Origin of the sequence: Vibrio sp. 1751 (assembly GCF_033339895.1) — a bacterium.
Lineage (GTDB): Bacteria > Pseudomonadota > Gammaproteobacteria > Enterobacterales > Vibrionaceae > Vibrio > Vibrio alginolyticus.
Genome location: NZ_JAWOVM010000018.1, coordinates 52,449 through 69,320 on the forward strand (window position 1 = coordinate 52,449; position 16,872 = coordinate 69,320).

General features: G+C 45.2%; 11 protein-coding genes and 1 pseudogene. 5 read left to right on the top strand and 7 right to left on the bottom strand.

Annotated elements, in window-relative coordinates:
* Positions 1-3 precede the first annotated feature (3 nt).
* From R7041_RS08870 to R7041_RS08890, 5 genes are all read right to left on the bottom strand, one after another.
* On the bottom strand, positions 4-1,917 hold the full coding sequence (locus R7041_RS08870) for an EAL domain-containing protein (protein ID WP_005374560.1): 1,914 nt from the start codon (positions 1,915-1,917) through the stop codon (positions 4-6).
* 5 nt (positions 1,918-1,922) lie between these two features.
* Positions 1,923-2,606, bottom strand: coding sequence for a transglutaminase-like cysteine peptidase (locus tag R7041_RS08875; protein WP_005374561.1), 684 nt, complete (start codon positions 2,604-2,606; stop codon positions 1,923-1,925).
* A gap of 114 nt (positions 2,607-2,720) precedes the next feature.
* Complete coding sequence (locus R7041_RS08880) at positions 2,721-4,112, bottom strand: HlyD family type I secretion periplasmic adaptor subunit (RefSeq protein WP_318114777.1); 1,392 nt, start codon at positions 4,110-4,112, stop codon at positions 2,721-2,723.
* Positions 4,113-4,285: 173 nt separating this feature from the next.
* A complete protein-coding gene (locus R7041_RS08885; RefSeq protein WP_005374563.1) occupies positions 4,286-5,509 on the bottom strand; it encodes a sigma-54-dependent transcriptional regulator in 1,224 nt (407 codons plus the stop codon).
* Positions 5,502-7,376: a sensor histidine kinase gene (locus R7041_RS08890; RefSeq protein WP_064369551.1), complete on the bottom strand. Its 1,875-nt coding sequence runs from the start codon at positions 7,374-7,376 to the stop codon at positions 5,502-5,504. The genes R7041_RS08885 and R7041_RS08890 overlap by 8 nt, the downstream gene beginning before the upstream one ends.
* A 115-nt stretch (positions 7,377-7,491) precedes the next feature.
* Between R7041_RS08890 and pdxH the strand changes: the two genes are divergently transcribed.
* Entirely contained in the window at positions 7,492-8,127 is a 636-nt protein-coding gene (gene pdxH / locus R7041_RS08895) for a pyridoxamine 5'-phosphate oxidase (RefSeq protein WP_005374570.1), read from the top strand.
* Between the two features lie 73 nt (positions 8,128-8,200).
* On the opposite strand, the gene R7041_RS08900 is transcribed toward pdxH, so the two are convergent.
* Complete coding sequence (locus R7041_RS08900; RefSeq protein ID WP_017820063.1) at positions 8,201-8,920, bottom strand: PAS domain-containing protein; 720 nt, start codon at positions 8,918-8,920, stop codon at positions 8,201-8,203.
* Positions 8,921-9,892: 972 nt separating this feature from the next.
* Here R7041_RS08900 and R7041_RS08905 point away from each other — a divergent pair.
* From R7041_RS08905 to putP, 4 genes are all read left to right on the top strand, one after another.
* On the top strand, positions 9,893-10,705 hold the full coding sequence (locus R7041_RS08905) for an AraC family transcriptional regulator (RefSeq protein WP_025768702.1): 813 nt from the start codon (positions 9,893-9,895) through the stop codon (positions 10,703-10,705).
* Positions 10,706-11,111: 406 nt separating this feature from the next.
* Positions 11,112-14,243, top strand: coding sequence for a bifunctional proline dehydrogenase/L-glutamate gamma-semialdehyde dehydrogenase PutA (gene putA, locus R7041_RS08910; protein WP_206949179.1), 3,132 nt, complete (start codon positions 11,112-11,114; stop codon positions 14,241-14,243).
* An 11-nt stretch (positions 14,244-14,254) separates the two neighbouring features.
* The gene (locus R7041_RS08915; RefSeq protein WP_186585569.1) at positions 14,255-14,962 is read left to right on the top strand and encodes a 1-pyrroline-5-carboxylate dehydrogenase; all 708 of its coding nucleotides are present in this window, start codon (positions 14,255-14,257) and stop codon (positions 14,960-14,962) included.
* A gap of 136 nt (positions 14,963-15,098) precedes the next feature.
* Positions 15,099-16,592, top strand: coding sequence for a sodium/proline symporter PutP (putP, locus tag R7041_RS08920; protein WP_005374582.1), 1,494 nt, complete (start codon positions 15,099-15,101; stop codon positions 16,590-16,592).
* A 124-nt stretch (positions 16,593-16,716) separates the two neighbouring features.
* Here the strand turns inward: putP and R7041_RS08925 are convergent.
* Positions 16,717-16,872 (bottom strand): annotated as a pseudogene (locus R7041_RS08925) (GNAT family protein); the annotation flags it as partial.

The window sequence follows — 16,872 nt, forward strand, 5'->3', positions numbered from 1 at the left end:
TTTTTATTCCTTGTCGACGATGAATCCTTGGAATACCTCAACAAAATGTTCAGTGAGGAAATCCAACTGGATCTGAGTTTCGATACGCGATGCGATAGTCGTAATACCAAGGTTGTGGGCAGTACGAGAGATCGACGTTAGCGTGAATTTCTGTTTTTCGTCGTGCAAGTTGTGTGTGAATAGGTAATCGAGCTTCACATAGTTCGGGCGGAACTCTTGGATGTATTCCAAAGATTGGAAGTTACGTCCGTAGTTATCTACGCCGAACTCAGCACCTGATTGGCGAATGGCATTACATAACAGTGCTGTGTGGTGAGGCTGATCGATAAAGCATTCCTCTGGAATTTCAAAATGTAGCTTAGAGGCCACTTTGGCGTGTTTCTCTAGCATGCTAGTTGTCCAGCGAATAAACGATGGTTGAGACAAGCTGCTTTGCGCGATGTTAATCGCGACTGGGTCATTAAGTTCACCATTTTCTAGCATCTTAATCATTGATTCAATGACATACTGGTCAAAGATGTTGGTGGCGTCTAACTGTTCTAGTGCGAATAGGTATTGATTCGCACGATACGTTTCACCATCTTTTTCGATGCTTGAAAATACTTCGTTGTGGAATACTTTACCCCATGTGTTTTTCGCAGCTTGGAAACGGAATTTAACCCAATCACTATGAATGGCTTCTTCAACCAACGCTTTCCATTGCTGTTTACCCATCAAACTAGAAGGTGTATCACTGCCAATGAAGCCGTATGGCTTGTCTGGTTGCGCTTTGGCTTTCGATAGTGCGTTGTCCACCATCGAGAGGATTTCAGAACGCGTTTTCTGATCTTTGCTGTGTGCAACCCCTAGTGACGCTTTAGGTTTTGCTAAGCCTGTTGGGTCAGTATTTAGGCCGTTCACACAATTGACGATGCTGTCCGATAAAATGCGTAACTCGCTCTCATCCATATGAGGGAAAAGCAAGCCGAACTCATCACTAGACAAGCGAGCAATAGTGGCACCCGGTACATCAATGGTGTTTTTCAAACGTTGAGACAGTTCTTTAACGTGGGCATCTGCGCGTTGGTAATCTTTGGTCTCGTAAATGTCCCCAATGTATTCAGCATGGAGTAGCGCGATACCCCCTTGCGTTTGCTCTGCAAGCCATTGGTCGATTTGGTTGATGTAGAATGAGCGGTTACCCAATTTAGATATAGGATCGAGGTAAGCCTGAGCACGCAGACGTTGCGCCTCTTTGGCTTGCTCTTTGAATGATAGCTCGATTTGAGCAGACATCATGTTAATGCCATCTACCACCGCGATAAGATCTTTGGTTCTTGGACGAGCAAGCGGTTCACCAAATTGGTTATTCGCGATTTCATGCATTTTATTTACGATGGCCGTTAATGGTTTTAGCGAGCGACGTAGGATGTATGAAATTGCCACTAAACCAGCTAGAAAAATAACACTGAATACAGACAGCAAGCCAATAAAACCTTGCCAGAGCTGCTCGTAAGCTGCGCCTGGGTGACTAATGATTTCTACTTCGGCGAGCTGCATCCAACCACTGGTCACAACACGCTTATCGTGAATCGCTTTAAATAGATTCATGTCGATAAACCATTGTGGCACCGTACTTGGTTTAACTGGGTAAGTACGCACGATCTGGTAGTCAGAATCTAATGCTGTAAGACGAACAACGGAGTAGGTGCTGCCGTCAAATAGAGCATTAATCACGGACTCAACCGCGACTTTATCTTTGTCCTTTAGGTAAGGAGCCAGTGCCAAACCTACGGTGTTAATAGTGTTGTTGACCTCTGAACGTTGCTGTTGCTCCAAGCTGTCTCGAGTCGTGTTGAATTGGATTACGAATACTGATGCCAACAAGAGTATAAAGACCGTAACCATCCCCACCACAAGCTTCTTATATAGGGTCATGTTTCTCACTCGTCATAGTTAATTTTAGGTTTATTTAACTGCAACTTACGTTCGCGCGAGCGTAAGTCATTCCAAAGGCTCAACCGTGATGCTTTCCCTGCTAGCTCTCCAGTGCTAGCAGATGACTTCATCAACCACAGGTTTGTACCATTAAAACTGTATATCGGTAGCAAGTCGCTACGCTTAGAGGCTCGGACAATGTCAGGATTGATATTATCGAGAATGAGCGGCTCAGAACTTGGGGTAGGGTAGTAAGCTAATACCATGTGAAACTGATTCAGTTCGATGGCTTTTACGTATATTAAACGCATCTTTGAATCTGGTATTCCTAGCTCGAGTAAAGAGAAGTACTTAGCAATAGTGAAATCTTCACAGTCTCCTGCGTTACTCCCTAAAAATTCGAGTGGCGTAGCCCAATAATCTGTCTTTCCCCACAGTTTTATGTCGTCAACGAAATACAGCTGATTAAAAAAGTCGTTAACGCCAGCGAGCTGTTCATGAGTCTCTAATTGTTTAAATAAGTCGAGGTTCTTTCGCCATGTATTTACGCGCAATCCCGCACGTTCGCCGTACACCGCTGTGACCGTATTGACCCATCGTTGTTCTTTACTGTTCAGCGCACCAAGTTGGAACGACAAACAACTTAAGCTGATTAATAATGTAACTTTACGCTGCAAATTGGATCGCATATTCGACTCGTATCACAAGTATACTCTTCTAGAGAGTTCGTCAGTGAGAAATAAGTGCTTTTTATTTAATCACTTATCGCTCAATACTCCCTATCGCGAGTATCTTAATGTGGTTTACTCCTTCAAGGCGTTCGTTTTGGCACTTAAAATCGGTTTAAGTAGATATTCCAAAACGGTTCGCTTCCCTGTGATGATATCGACCGATGCTGTCATTCCTGGAATGATTGGTAAATCTGCATCTTGACCAAAGTTTGTTTTTTCGGTGCGTACACGAACAATGTAGAAGCTGTTGCCTTCTTCATCTTGAGTGGTATCCGCGCTGATATGTTCCAACTCTCCCTCTAAACCGCCGTACTTTGTGAAGTCGTAAGCTGTAAATTTCACGATAGCATGAAGATCTGGGCGTAAAAATGCGATGTCTTTTGGCGCAATTTTCGCCTCTACCAATAGTGTGTCTTCTGTTGGTACGATCTCGACGATATCTATACCAGGTTGGATAACACCACCGACAGTATTGATGTTCAGTGTTTTGATTTTGCCTGTTACTGGCGAATTCACAACCGTTCGGTTTACTCTATCTTCCAAGCCCACCGCTGATTCAACCAAAGCAGATAACTGGTCTTGGGCGCTGTTGAGTTTCTCTTGCTGTTCAGAGCGGAATTTGAGTGCAACATCAATACGGTTGAGCATGGATTCTCGAATCGCTGATTGCAATACGGGAATCTTGAGCTCACTGGACGTCATTTCACGACGGGTATCGTTGACTTGGCGCTGTAATTTGAGCAGTTCAATACGAGGAACAACGCCCTCGTCTGCCAAAGGTTTGGTGATATCGAGTTCTTTTTTCGCGTATTGGTAGCTTTGACGCAAGTTCCTTACTCGTGCTTGGATCTCTACCAAGTCCTGCTGCTTTTGCTGCACTTGTTGGTCAATAACAGAAAGTTGGTTGCGTAAATTATCTAGATCTTCGCGATATTCTGCTTTTTGACGCTGTGTGAGTTGAGGTCGAGTCTCTTCCAAGGTTGGTGGGAAGGTCAGTTTACCGTAATCAAGTAGTACACTTTGACGCCAGTTTTCCGTTTCAAAATCACGATTAACGGCAACACTGTTAATAGAAGCGGATAGTTGCAGCACAGATGCGGTAAGGTTGGCAACTTGTTGCTCACGTTCACGAAAATCTGAGCGAAAGCGGGTGTCGTCGATAAGCAGTAACTGTTGGCCTTTTTCAACCAACTGGCCTTCTTTGACCAAGATTTCTTTGACTAAGCCACCTTCTAAGTTTTGGACTACTTGTATCTGTGAGGAGGGAATCACTTTGCCTTGACCAACCGTGACTTTGTCGATTTCAGCCCAAGATGCCCAACCTATTGCTGCAATGAAAAATAGCACCATAACCCAGAGCATAAAACGCGCGCTGTTGGGGGTATTGAGGAGCAATGCTGCAGTTTTGTCATCAACAAAATCCAACTCTTCATCGTTGAGTTTGTTGTAGTTATCTCGGCTCATCACAGTCCCTGCTTATATAATTACGGATTATCTTTTTGATCTTATTATTATTAACCGATCATGTCAGCATGCTCGGCTAATAAAATATGAGAAGAGGGTTATTCTCTCTTCAAATGAGCTTTCTTACACTTTCTAAATCAAACAAAAGCATAATTAGCGCCGGAGTATAGCTATTACGCCTTGAACTTGGCTTTATCCAACTGATGTTTTTTTAGTTTGTCGTACAAGGTTTTGCGTGATACCTGTAATTCTAGTTGAACCTCTTTGAGTCTGCCGCGATGTCTTTGCAATGCATCGAATAACAAGCAATATTCAAAGTATTCTGTGCGCTGAGTCATACTCTGAATTTCAAGACTTTTCTCACTGTTCCAATCTTCCATTCTAAAAGTATCTGGCTTGAGGGCACGAAGTTCAGCAAATTGGCGTAGCTGCTTAACGTTTTCTGGCCATTCGAGACTGGTGAGGTGTTTGACCTCTTCTAGGCTGATATGTGGCGGCTGTAACTGATATCGACTCGCGGTGTGGCGCACAAAGTGCTTGTATAAAGGCCCTATATCTTCCTTTCTTTCATCGAGCGTCGGTAAGTGAATTAGAGTCGCCAGGGATTTTAGAGGTGGCTCGGCTTGGGTGGTCGCGCCAAAAACACGCTCAAGTTTTGGGTGCTTGAATAAGTATTCCCATTGCTCAAATGATACATGCTCTGCGCTATGTAAGTACAAACTGCAGTGGCGTTTTCCTTCACTTAAGCGGTGTATGGCTTTGTCGAGCGCTTCTAATGAAAGCTCATAGAGGTCTTCACCAGAAGCGGCGATTAGCTCACTATCCGGTGTTGCATGTATATCGTGGGCAAATTGTGCAGCGAGTCGCCGACCCGTACCATCTTGACCTACAAAAATGAGCGGCTGGCTTGTGGGCGCACTGATCAAGGCGCGACGAATGCTCACCATGGCCTTACTGTGACCAATCATTTTCGGACCAACATGAGTTTGCATGTCGAGCTCTTTCTTAAGCCAGATGTTTTCTTGCAACAAGTTCAGTTTATCGCTGGCATTGTTGAGCGATTTCATGAGCTGTTCCGTTGAAAACGGTTTTTCTAGAAAGTCGTACGCGCCGCTTTTCATCGCATCTACCGCGGTTTTCACATCTCCATGTCCAGTAAGTACGATGAATTGAAAGTGATCGTTTTTGCTTCGCAAAGTTCGCATAAACTCCAAGCCATCCATCACGGGCATATGGATATCGGTAATGATAATCGCAGGCGTATTTGAGTCGATTACGCGTAAGGCTTCTACTGCGTTTGGTAAGCAGGTGACGTCTATCCCTTCAATCAGCAGGGCTTGAGACACGGCATCACGAATGTGTGGTTCGTCATCAACAAAGAAAACTGAGTTATTCATGGTCGTTTTCCACTTCTGGAGTACGTTTATTCTGATTGACTATTGGTAGCGTCACGATAAAGGTCATGCCTCCTGCTTGTTGTTCTGTGTTCTGATGTTTATAGGCACAGAGGGAGCCGTGATAGCTCTCTAAAATGCGTTTGGAGATGGTCAAACCTAATCCTAAGCCCTCTGGCTTAGTCGTAAAAAATGGATCAAAGATTTTTGCTAGGGCTTCGTCCGACATGCCAGGCCCGTTATCGGAAACAAGAATGTCGCAACTGTCATCATGACACTGAACAGCAATGGATATTTGCGGATCGATACAGTGGTTTTCCATCGCTTGTGCGGCGTTGTGGAAGAGGTTTATCAGCACTTGTTCTAATTCAACGCTGTGAATGGCCAGCTTCACATCATAGTCGATGGCCGGAACTTTTAGTGTTACTCCTTGCTTAATAAGCTTGTTGCTCAAAATGCTGGTGGCAGTATGTACCGCGTCGTGCAGTACTGAGATTTCATTGTGTGAATCGTGCGTGGCTTTCCGAGTAAAGACTTTTAAGCGGGCAATGACTTCCGAAATGGTGTCATTAAGTGTCAGCATTTTGCCCAAATTGTCGGCGACCATTGGGTATTTTTCCATTGCCAACAAACGCTGCGAGTTTTCGGTATAGGTTCTTAGTGCGGAAAGTGGCTGATTTATCTCATGATTAATACTGGCTGATAGCTCGCCCAACAGTGCCAATTTCGCGGCTTGCGTCAGCTCTTGTTGTGTTTGTTTAAGCTCTTGTTGGCTTTGTTCATATTGGCGGATGGTCTGTTGTAGCTTTTGGTTGGCTTCACTCAGAACTAGTGTCCGTTGCACTACTTTTTCTTCTAGGCTCACATTGAGATGAGCAAGGCGCGCTTTGTTAACTAGGGTTTGGAACCACGCTAACGCAATTAGAGCAATGAGCGCATATAAGATCAGGAAGACGATATCGGCCTGTAAAACGGCGGCAAGAACGCTGTTGTGGTTAATTAAGGCAACTACGCGAAACCCTTTATCCAATAAGTGTGTTGCGTATGCGAGGTAATTCGGTGATAGAAGCAATTGATTGTCATCAAACTCCGTGACACCACTGTGTGCCGTTAACTCACCAAAATATTCGGGTAAGGTATCGCCATATTGACGCGTTTCAGTAAGTTCATTTATTGCGCTCGATGACAGTGGGAAAAGTGCACGATAGCGCCAGTCTGGTAAATTGCTCATAAACACGACATTGTGTTTATCTGTAATGAGTACGTCAGTCGTGGTTTGCGAAAGGCGCTGTTCTAATTGCTCCAAATTCACTTTTACTGTTATCACGCCAACGACTTCCTCATTTACCCACAGCGGAGATGAGAAGAAGTACCCACGTTTATTCGAGCGCACGCCTAATCCAACGTATTGAGCGGGCTCACCGCGTCGCGCATTTTTAAAATAGGGGCGATAGCTAAAACTAGAGCCAACAAACGTATCTTCTTGCTGAAAGTTACTTGAGGCAATGACTAACCCGGTGCGGTCATGAACGTAAATCGTATCGGCCAAACTTTGCTTCAACCAATCTGATAACAGTAGGTTGAGCTCTTGAGAGGGCGTTCCGCGCTCGACTGCTTTGAGTAGTCTTGGGTCGTGACTTAATAGGTTTGGTATCTGTTCAAACTTTGCCAGTTCGTAGTCCACTTCTTGTGATACTTGCGCGGCTTGTCTCTCTAGCTTTTGTTGCCATTGATCATGTTGGTATTGAGTTGCGTAATGATGAGTAAGCGCAAGCCCTGAAATGCCAACGGCACACAGTAGCAGTAAAAAATGACGTAGGGCTTTGGGGTTGAGTAAGTTCACGATCAGCTCACTGGTTTTTTGTGTCATGGTATCAAATGACGCACTGTGATGCTGTGAGCGGCAACGATAACAAGCACAATGATGTCCTTGTATTTCCTCAGTATCGGGAGCACAATCGACAAAAACGAGTGAAGGAGTAAAGATGGAACTTGCTGATATTCGTCGTGAGTACACCAAAGGTGGGCTGCGTCGTAAAGATTTGAAAGCTGATCCTATTGATCAATTTAATCTGTGGCTAGAGCAAGCAGTTGAAGCGGGTTTAACGGACCCGACTGCGATGACAGTTGCAACGGTTGATGAAAATGGCATGCCGTTTCAACGCATTGTTCTATTGAAAAACGTCGACAAAGATGGTTTTGTGTTTTACACCAACCTAGGCAGTCGCAAGGCCCAGCAGCTAGAGCATAACAGCAATATTAGTTTGCACTTCCCTTGGCATCCGTTAGAGCGCCAAGTTCATATTACTGGTGTGGCTGAAAAGCTTACCGCCGTAGAGAATATGAAATACTTTACTTCTCGTCCCAAAGAGAGCCAGTTGGCCGCAATCGCGAGCAAACAAAGTAGCCGTATTTCTGCCAGAGGTGTGTTGGAAGGTAAGTTTTTAGAGCTAAAACAGAAGTTTGCTAAGGGTGAAATACCAGTACCAACCTTTTGGGGTGGCTTTCGCGTAAAACCAAAGAGCATCGAATTTTGGCAAGGTGGCGAACATCGCCTTCACGATCGTTTTCTTTTCTCCCAGCATGATGGAAGTTGGGACATTGATCGTTTAGCGCCATAGGCTTATGGTCCCTCATGAATAAACAAACACCGCCGAATTGGGGCGGTGTTTTTGTAGGTAGAAGCGATGCGAATTATCGCTCTCCATTCAACACAACCGATAATTGATGCTTAAGCAGCGTTTTGGGTACAACAGAGCCGTAGCCTGCTTCCATTGCTTTATCTATTAGCTCGTTCTTGCTGTTCGCTGCAAACTTATTACGTAAGCGTGCGACGTGACCTTCAACGGTTTTTGTTGATATGCCCATGACCTGAGAGATAAATTGAGGCTTTTTGCCATAGAGCAAGAGGAAAAGTGTTTCTTGCTCGCGGCATGTGAGCTTCTCTGGTTTTGGTTGTAAGTCAGAAAAACGAAAGATGGATTGTTGATTTGGGTTGGTACTGATTGCACGACAAACCCAATACCCGACTTCAATCACGGCGGTGTCGGTGAGTTCTCTTCCGTAGAAAATGGTGCCTACGATGTCGCCTTTGTCATCTCGCCACGGTGTTTTAGTAAATATATGTGCTCGCCAGCGGCCATCTGGATAAGGGTGGATATCCAGAATTTTTAGTGACTCGCCAGTTTCGAGAACGTGTTTATCTTGGCGTTGAAATTCTTGCGCGCATTCAGTGGTTGGGCTGGCCATATCAAAATCAGTTTTACCCAAGCACTCCTCGGGCGACGTGTGCCCTAACAGTTCTGCGTATTCCTGGTTTACGTATAGGAATACCGAATCTTTATCTTTGCATCCCCAACAACCTGGTAGCTGTTTAAGGAGGGATTGTTCTATGGTATCGACTGAAATATTCACAAAAGGACTCACTACATACTGCTTTTACCAATACAGAGACGTCCGTGTTACATGGCTCGTATTGATGTTGCCAAGTAGGCAGTTACGTTGCTAGAACACGTTCGTTGATTGGCGCTCAATCCAATTAAATTCATGGTGTTCGATGTTTTCGTCAGGTAGTCATAGACAACGACGAAATGGAACGAAGAGTTTAATTGGGAAAATGGTCTGTTTCATTACAGATATGTGCGCTCACGGATGTCCGCCTAATGTTCGGCTTACAACTCGTATCGTCCTTGATCATGCTTCCTACAACTCAGTTGTAATGTGGTTGACGTTCATATCACTTGTGAGTGAAAGAGCAGCACCTAAGCATAGGAGAGGGACAGTGAGACAAAAGCTATGATATCAGCTTATGCCATTGTTTTCATTGTTGAGAAGCGAAAAAAAAGCCAGCCTGAAGACGGGCTGGCAACACAAGATATAATCTTGTCGACGTGTAGAAGAGGTTCTAAATTACCTAGCGAGGGTCTGCTAAGTAAGTTAGAGGTATCAATGAGATACCGAGAGCTTTAGATCGTATGCATCTTAAAGCTCGATAACTAATGTATTGAATCAGAAGCATATTAGTAAGGGGGGAAATCCCTCTATGTTGAGTTTAAGCGTGGGTTTCGATCCGTTTCAGGGACGACCTATCTAATATGGAGCACGATGTTTTACAAAATAACGGATTGTTCGGTAATAAGGATCTTTACATTGATTGATTATGTATACGTAAGGTGTTGCCTATCTATCCGTTTTTGTTAATAAAATTGGTTGCTCACTGACCGTAAATTAACCTCGCATGATCATCGTTCCGGAACTATGATCATGTAAATGAACTTGATCATGCTGATTTGATCTTGTCGATTGAGTTGGGTAAAAGTTGCAACCCAACAAAGAAGGTATATGATGCGAAGACGTAAGCTGACCGTGTAAAGACGACTGTTTAAAATGAGTGATTCAGATAACCAAAAAATCCTTTCATATCAAGAGATTATGTTGCCAAAGCCGGCGGAGCTGATCACACTTCCGTCTTATATGGATTGCCACGATCATTCTTATACGCAGATCGTGATTGGTTTAAAAGGGCAAGCCGAATTTGAAGTGCGCGGGCGAGGTAATCTTGTCGGCCCTGGTCAAGGTTGTGTGGTTACCGCATGCTCTGATCATGCTTTCGGTGGCGTCATCAATCAATCGGATATTTTGGTGCTGAATATGCCCAAACCGACAAATGATGATCCCGAAATGCTTCAAAAAATCAATAACCTGGAGAGAGACCATGTCTACTTCCAGTTAGATAGTCAAATTCAGAAGCTGATACAGATGTTGGTTCAGGAAATGCGAAACCATCCGGATGACCTGCTGTTAAGTCGTGCGTGTAACGACACTGTGATTGCGTTAATGCAGCGCCATATCTCGGCATTTGAGACCAGTCGAAAAGAGTCGCGCTTTGATTTGGAGGCGATTGATCGTTACATTGAGCAGCACCTGAGTCATAAGATTAGTGTGGCTCAATTGGCCGGGCGAGTGTTTCTTGGGGAAAGTCAGTTCCATTGCTTGTTTAAAGAGCAGATGGGGATTACACCTCATCAATATGTTCTCGGAAAGCGAATCGACATGGCTCGTGAATTAATCGAGCAAGGGCACCTTTCTTTAGGGCAAATTGCCGAGTTTACTGGCTTCTCAAGCCAGAGTACTTTTACTCATACTTTTACTCGCTTACAGGGAATATCACCTTCCCGTTATAAAAAACAAGTTGGATAACAACGCGTTTTTTTAGGTCAAATAATCATCAATCAGAATGAAGCCATGCACTATGCATGGTTTTTTTATGTTTTATTCACGTGACCTATCTCTCGTTTTTTTAAATTCTCTGTTCTTTGCAGTGGTTGATATGCCACTTGATCCTACATTTTCTCTTAGAACGAGCTCTTCACAAAAATCTTATTGATATTCTTGATATTTTGTTGTGAATGCAATGAAAAAATTAAAATTTACAACACAAAATATTACCTATTTGAATGTGACTATGTGGATGTTTTGTTATAAAAGCGAGTTTTTGGCAAAAATGTCGTAGTTTTTGACAAGTATTCTTATCGGCCTCAAAATACACTGCCAGCCATTGATAATCCTCGAAGCGGTTTTCGAGGAGTGAGATTGAGGAACACACATGTTTACAGCTACGAACGTGTTGACACCGGAATTTATCGGGCAGCCGCTTGATAAGTTGTGGTCACTGATCTCGCCATTATATATGGTGGACGAGTCTCAATGGCTAGAGCAACTATTGCCACTAGCGACGCCGACAGAGGATGAAAAATCGGCGATCACTACCCAAACGACCCACCTTATCGAAGCCATTCGTGCCGATAAGAAGTCAATCCAGATGATTGATGCTTTATTGCTGGAATACAGCTTAGATACTCAAGAAGGTATCTTGCTGATGTGTCTTGCAGAAGCATTAATGCGCATCCCAGATGCCGCGACAGCAGATTCTTTGATTAAAGATAAGTTGAGTGTCGCAGACTGGAAATCTCACCTGAAAAACTCTGACTCTGTGTTTGTTAACGCATCAACATGGGGCCTCATGCTAACAGGTAAAGTGGTTGGTCTTGGTGAGCAAGGCACCCAGAGCCCAGGTCAGGCTGTAAACCGTCTGGTAAATAAATTCTCTGAGCCTGTGATTCGTAAAGCCATGTATCAGGCAATGAAGATCATGGGTCACCAGTTTGTTCGTGGTCGTACGATCGAAGAAGCGCAAAAGAACGGTCGTCCAATGCGCGACAAAGGTTTCACCTACTCATTTGATATGTTAGGTGAGGCGGCGTTAACTACAGCGGACGCGAACAAGTACTTCAAAGATTACCTAATGGCGATCGAAGCGGTAGGTCGAGAAACTTACGGCAATGACACCAGTCCAGCGCCTTCGATTTCCATCAAGCTTTCTGCATTACATCCGCGCTACGAAGTCGCAAATGAAGAACGTGTAATGACAGAGTTGTATGACTCACTAATGCAACTACTAAAACGTGCTATTGAAGTCGACGTTGCAATCACAATCGATGCAGAAGAGGCGGATCGCCTTGAGCTTTCTCTGAAGCTATTTGAGAAAGTGTACCGTAGCGATCTTGTGAAAGGTTGGGGCAAGTTTGGTTTGGTTATTCAAGCCTACTCAAAACGTGCGCTACCAGTCTTGGTGTGGCTAAATGCACTCGCAAAAGAGCAAGGTGACGTTATTCCTCTGCGTTTGGTTAAAGGCGCGTACTGGGACAGCGAAATCAAGTGGTCTCAACAAGCGGGTTATGCAAATTACCCAGTATACACTCGCAAAGAAGCGACGGACGTTGCATACCTAGCTTGTGCTCGTTTCCTACTTAGCGAAGGGGTTCGCGGTAATATCTACCCACAATTTGCAAGCCACAATGCTCACACGGTGACGGCAATTGCTGTCATGGCGGAGCACAAAGAATACGAGTTCCAGCGCCTGCATGGTATGGGTGATTCACTGTATAACCATGTTATGAAAATGTACGGTCAGCCAGTACGTATTTATGCTCCTGTCGGTAGCCATGCTGATCTTCTTCCGTACTTGGTTCGTCGTCTGCTTGAAAATGGTGCGAACAGCTCGTTTGTACACCGTCTAGTTGATGCGCGTTGTCCGATTTATGAGTTGACCCATCACCCTGTGGATGTGTTGACGGGTTTTGACACGCTACACAACGACAAAATTCCATTGCCTGCCGATATTTTCCCTGAGCGTAAGAACTCATACGGCGTCAACATTGACATCGACAGTGAAGCGAAGCCATTTGAAGCTCAGGTCGAAAGCTTCATGGACAACCAGTGGGTTGCAGGCCCGATGATCAATGGTGAACGCTTTGCCGAAAGCATGATCAAGGAAAATGCGGCTGAGATCATCACCGCACCATACGATCGCCGAATTGAAGTCGGCAAAGTGGCATTTGCAACTCTTGATCACGTTTCCGCTGCAATTGATGCGGCGCAAAGTGCTTTCTCTGATTGGAAAGGTGTTCCTGTTGAGCAAAAAGCGGCTTGTTTAGAAAAGCTTGCTGACTTAATGGAAGAAAATCTGGCTGAGCTGGTGGCGATTTGTCACAAAGAAGCGGGTAAAACGATTCACGATAGCATTGATGAAGTTCGTGAAGCAGTGGATTTCTGTCGTTATTACGCGAAACAAGCGCAAAACCTACAGCCATTTGAGCTAGAAGGCTTTGATGGTGTGAAACGCATTTCTAGCCGTGAAGGTCTTGGTGTGTTTGTGTGTATTAGCCCTTGGAACTTCCCGTTGGCTATCTTCCTTGGTCAGGTGACGGCAGCACTGATTGCGGGTAACACAGTGGTTGCAAAACCTGCTGAGCAAACAAGCTTAATTGCCGCTCGCGCTATTGAACTAATGCTTGATGCTGGCTTCCCTGCAGGTGTGATTCAGTTACTTACTGGTCGCGGCGCTGAGATCGGTCATGCACTGACTTCTCATGATGCTATTGCTGGTGTGGCATTCACTGGCTCAACGGCAACGGCGCAACGCATTAACGTTACGCTCGCGGAGCGCAGCGCGAAACCAGTTCCGTTTATTGCGGAAACAGGTGGCCAAAACGCAATGATTGTGGACAGTACTGCATTGCCAGAGCAGGTGGTGCGTGATGTGATTCGTTCGGCGTTTGCATCTGCTGGTCAGCGTTGTTCTGCCCTCCGTGTTCTATTTGTACAAGAAGATGTAGCAGACCGTATGATCAACCTGATTCAGGGTGCGATGAATGAACTGCATGTTGGTTTACCTTACCTACACAAAACAGATGTTGGTCCGGTTATCGACAGCAATGCAAAACAAAAACTCCTCGCTCACCTTGAGCAAATGAGCAAAACACAGACTAAAGTCGCTCAGCTACAGCTGGATGAATCGTGCCAGCATGGTGACTTTGTCTCACCAAGTGCGTTTGAAATCTCGGGCATCGATGTGCTGAAAGAAGAACAATTTGGTCCAATCTTGCACATTGTTCGCTTTAAAGCGTCTGAATTACCGAACGTGGTTGCGCAGATCAACAAAACGGGTTTTGGATTGACGATGGGTATCCATAGCCGTAACGAAACCACGTACCGTTGGATTGAGAAACATGCTCGAGTAGGTAACTGCTACATCAACCGAGACCAAGTTGGCGCTGTGGTTGGTGTACAGCCGTTTGGTGGTCAAGGCTTGTCGGGTACTGGCCCGAAAGCTGGTGGTCCACACTACCTATTCCGCTTTACTCAACATCTTCTTGCTCAAGCAGAAAACGCATAAGGAGTCGCATTATGGTTCATCAGATCACCTATTTTAAAGATGCATTCTCTGCGTGGGAGCAGTGGAATCTGACTGATTTTGATTACAAATGCGAGCATGTTCTGGCATTTAAATCTGCACTAGAAGGGCAGCAGTCTACCGTTGCCAAGGTGGTTTCTTACCACTTGCAACAAGCATCAGCTCTTCTTGCAAAAACTCACCAGTTAGTTGGCCCTACAGGGGAAACTAACGAACTGTATGCCGCAGGACGCGGTGTGGCTTTGGTGATTTGTGAAAACAACATCGAGCCTGCTGATAATGCGTTATACAGTGCTTTTGCGATGATCACCTGTGCCTTAATTGCAGGCAACAGTGTGGTCGTTTGCAGTGACAATGCAGAGCTAAACCAATTGGTTAAGCAAGCTGTAGCGTTGGCAAACTTCCCATCTAACTTAGTCCAGGTTGTTGCGTACGATGCGTCTGCCCCGTTGCTTGAGAGCGATGTACGTAGTGTGGGTTATGTTGGGCGTTCACAGATTGAGCATGCGCTCAATCTTCAACTAGCTAAGCGTGACGGTGCAATCGTCGGCTTAGTTTCTGAAACGGATTTAGAGTCACCGAAATTGGCTCATGATCCTCATCTCTCGTTGCGCTTCATTACTGAGCGCACTCGAACGATAAATATTACCGCGGTGGGTGGTAACGCAACTCTACTCGAGTTGGGGAACGAAACTCACTAACCTGACTTGTAATGCCAATCTGGAGTAACTGGACTGAGAGCCGGTCCAGATTGGTTTTTTATACTCTGATGTATTGCTGAGACGGTAAAATATCAGGGCAGGCAAGGAAGGAAATAATTATAACGAGGACTATCTAATGATAGAAAATAGCTTTGCTATCACGTCCACTTTTGTGGCGTATTTACTGATTATGGTTGCTATTGGCGTTTACGCGTATAAGAGGACTTCCAATTCATCTGACTACTTCCTAGGTGGCCGTAGCCTAGGTCCGTGGCCTGCTGCATTATCTGCAGGTGCTTCAGACATGAGTGGTTGGCTGCTGCTAGGCTTGCCTGGCTATGCGTACGCTGCGGGTATCGAGGCCTTCTGGTTAGCCGGCGGTCTACTTCTTGGTACATGGGCAAACTGGCTCATCAGTGCAAAACGCCTTCGTACCTACAGTATCCAAACTGACGCGCTAACGTTGCCAGAGTTCCTGTCACGTCGCTTCAACGATAAGTCGAAACTGATTCAGACAATCTCTGCGTTTTTCATTCTTCTATTTTTCCTTTTCTACACCAGCTCAGGTTTGGTCGCAGGGGGCAAACTGTTTGAGACGGTATTCGGTCTAGATTATACCTACGCTGTTATCATCGGCACGGTGTGTGTCGTTTCTTACACACTATTCGGTGGTTTCCTAGCGGTATCTTGGACTGACTTAGTGCAAGGTCTTCTAATGGCGGCTGCGCTAATGATTGTTCCTATAGCGGTAATGGACGGTGGTTTAGGTCAGCTAAGTTCTGATCTACATGACATCAACCCAGAACTTGCAACGCTATGGAATGACGCGAAAGGCGAACCATTGTCTGCGATTGCCATTATCTCTCTAGCGGCGTGGGGCCTTGGTTACTTTGGTCAGCCACACATCCTAGCGCGTTTTAAAGCGTCTCGTTCAAACAAAGATCTAACGACTGCACGTCGTATCGCAGTGATTTGGACGGCACTATCTATGGTTGGTGCAATGCTTGTTGGTCTTGTTGGTCTGGTTTGGGTTACGGGTCATCCGGGTACTCAACTAGAAGACGGCGAGAAGATCTTCATGCTATTGGTTAACGCAGTATTCCACCCTGTCGTTGCGGGTATGTTGTTAGCAGCAATCCTAGCGGCGGTAATGAGTACCGCTGACTCACAGCTCCTTGTTTCATCTTCAGCGCTTGCAGAAGATTTCTACAAGCAAGTATTCAAGCCAGAAGCGTCTTCTGAAGAAATCGTAATGATTGGTCGTATCGGTGTTATCGTTATTTCGCTTGTTGCGCTATTCCTAGCGATGACGCCTGATAGCTCAGTACTTGGTCTTGTATCTTACGCTTGGGCTGGTTTTGGTGCGGCATTTGGTCCTGCGGTTGTACTTAGCCTTTACTGGAGCGGTATGAACCGTAACGGCGCGTTAGCAGGTATTCTTGTTGGTGGTATCACTATCGTAGTTTGGAAGCAGCTAACTGGCGGTTGGTTTGATGTGTACGAAATCGTACCGGGCATCATCTTCTCTACGCTTGCCATCATTGTGGTAAGTAAAGCAACGGGTGGTGCTGCGCAAGACGTGTTAGACCAACACCAGTCGTTCGAGAAAAAACTGGTTGAACTAGACTAGTAACTTCCCGTATATGAACACAAAGCCCGCTATTTTAGCGGGCTTTGTTTTATCTGAAACTTAATTAACGTTAATGGTGGTAGCTTGAGATCAAAGCTTAGCATTGCTCGGTTAGATTGGAGTGTTAGTCGCGACGAATTTTGGCGTAAATAACGGTGTTACTCAGCTCTCCCGATGTGGTAAGACGTTCGTTTCTGAGCTCTCCTTCGAACTCATAACCACAGCGCTCGGCTACAGCCCGGCTCTTTTGGTTGGTGCTATCAGCATGAATTGCGATTCT

Coding starts and splice junctions, on each gene's coding strand:
- R7041_RS08870 (WP_005374560.1), bottom strand. CDS start 1,917: ATGACCCTATATAAGAAGCTTGTGGTGGGGATGGTTACGGTCTTTATA.
- R7041_RS08875 (WP_005374561.1), bottom strand. CDS start 2,606: ATGCGATCCAATTTGCAGCGTAAAGTTACATTATTAATCAGCTTAAGT.
- R7041_RS08880 (WP_318114777.1), bottom strand. CDS start 4,112: ATGAGCCGAGATAACTACAACAAACTCAACGATGAAGAGTTGGATTTT.
- R7041_RS08885 (WP_005374563.1), bottom strand. CDS start 5,509: ATGAATAACTCAGTTTTCTTTGTTGATGACGAACCACACATTCGTGAT.
- R7041_RS08890 (WP_064369551.1), bottom strand. CDS start 7,376: ATGACACAAAAAACCAGTGAGCTGATCGTGAACTTACTCAACCCCAAA.
- pdxH (WP_005374570.1), top strand. CDS start 7,492: ATGGAACTTGCTGATATTCGTCGTGAGTACACCAAAGGTGGGCTGCGT.
- R7041_RS08905 (WP_025768702.1), top strand. CDS start 9,893: ATGAGTGATTCAGATAACCAAAAAATCCTTTCATATCAAGAGATTATG.
- putA (WP_206949179.1), top strand. CDS start 11,112: ATGTTTACAGCTACGAACGTGTTGACACCGGAATTTATCGGGCAGCCG.
- R7041_RS08915 (WP_186585569.1), top strand. CDS start 14,255: ATGGTTCATCAGATCACCTATTTTAAAGATGCATTCTCTGCGTGGGAG.
- putP (WP_005374582.1), top strand. CDS start 15,099: ATGATAGAAAATAGCTTTGCTATCACGTCCACTTTTGTGGCGTATTTA.